Origin of the sequence: Streptomyces prasinopilosus, from assembly GCF_001419695.1 — a bacterium.
Classification (GTDB): domain Bacteria; phylum Actinomycetota; class Actinomycetes; order Streptomycetales; family Streptomycetaceae; genus Streptomyces; species Streptomyces prasinopilosus.
Window position 1 is genome coordinate 1 of the sequence record NZ_LIRG01000676.1, and the last position, 1205, is coordinate 1205.

Below are 1205 nucleotides of genomic sequence, written 5' to 3' on the forward strand. Positions count from 1 at the left end.
CCCGCTTCCTGCGGGGAGATGCAGGTGCAAGGCCTGCCCAGCGCTCCAACCGCAAGCCCCGTCCCCGAGCGACTGCTCGGGGACGGGGCTTGCGTCGTTGCCGCTACGGGCCCTGAGGGTCGCTCAGGCCGTTCGGACGGGTGGTCCGGGTCACGCCGTGTGCAGGGTCAGCCCGTAGCGGCCCAGGATCTCGTTGATCGGCTGGAACCAGGTCTCGCCCCCGGAGGAGCAGTTGCCCCAGCCGCCGGAGGTGACGCCCTGGGCCTGGTCGCCGCTGATGAACGAACCGCCCGAGTCGCCGCCTTCGGCGCAGACGCTCGTCTTCGTCATCTGGTGCACCGCGCCCTGGCTGTAGTTGACGGTCTCGTTCTTGGCCAGGACCCTGCCGCAGTGCCAGCGGGTCGTGGAACCCGAGCGGCAGATCGAGGCGCCGACCGGGGCCTCGTTGGAGCCGCGCACCAGCTGGTCGGAGACCGTTCCCCAGCCGAGCACGACCGGAACCGTCCACCAGCCGCTGCCCACGTTGACCCACGCGTAGTCGTTGCCCGGGAACGAGGAGCCCTGGAAGTTGCCGATGTAGGAGCCGTCCCAGCCCCGCACCTGGCCGCCCACGCCGCCGCAGTGCCCGGCGGTCACGAAGCCGCCGTGCACCGAGAAGCCGATGGAGCAGCGGACGTTGCCCGTGTAGTAGGGGTCACCGCCCACCGTTCCGGCGGCGAAGGTCTCGGCGGCCGCCCGCACGGTCCGTACGGTGACGGGACCCGCCTCGCGGGCCTCGGAGAGGAACCGGCGGACATCGTTGTCGCCCCGTTCGCCCTCGACCACGTTCACGACCACCGTGTTGGCGGCCGGGTCGACGGACCAACTGCTCACGCCCGGGGGCGCGTCGAGACGGTCCAGCCGGGACACGGTCGCGTCGAGCCGGCGGGCGCTGTGCTCGACGGTGCGGACGGCCGCGCCGGAGGACCGGAGGCCGCGGACGGTGGCGGCGTCGGCGTCCGGGGTGACGGCGACGGTCAGCCTCTCGCTCTCCGCGTCGAACCAGGCGCCGCCGTACGCCGGTCCGGCGGCCTCGCGGGCCTCGGGTTCGAGCGCGGTGGCCCGCCGTTCGGCGGCGAGCCGTTCCTCGGCCTCGGCGGGGGAGAGGCCGAAGTCCCGCTGCATGGCCTGCAGCAGGGCGGCGGAGGCCGGCGCGGCGGAGGCGG

The 1205-nt window shown here is 73.9% G+C and carries 1 protein-coding gene; it reads right to left on the reverse strand.

Translation table 11 applies throughout. The features are described from left to right. Nucleotides 1-150: 150 nt before the first annotated feature. On the reverse strand, nt 151-1205 hold a 1055-nt coding region (locus AOK18_RS24350), incomplete at its 5' end, for a S1 family peptidase (protein WP_055695719.1).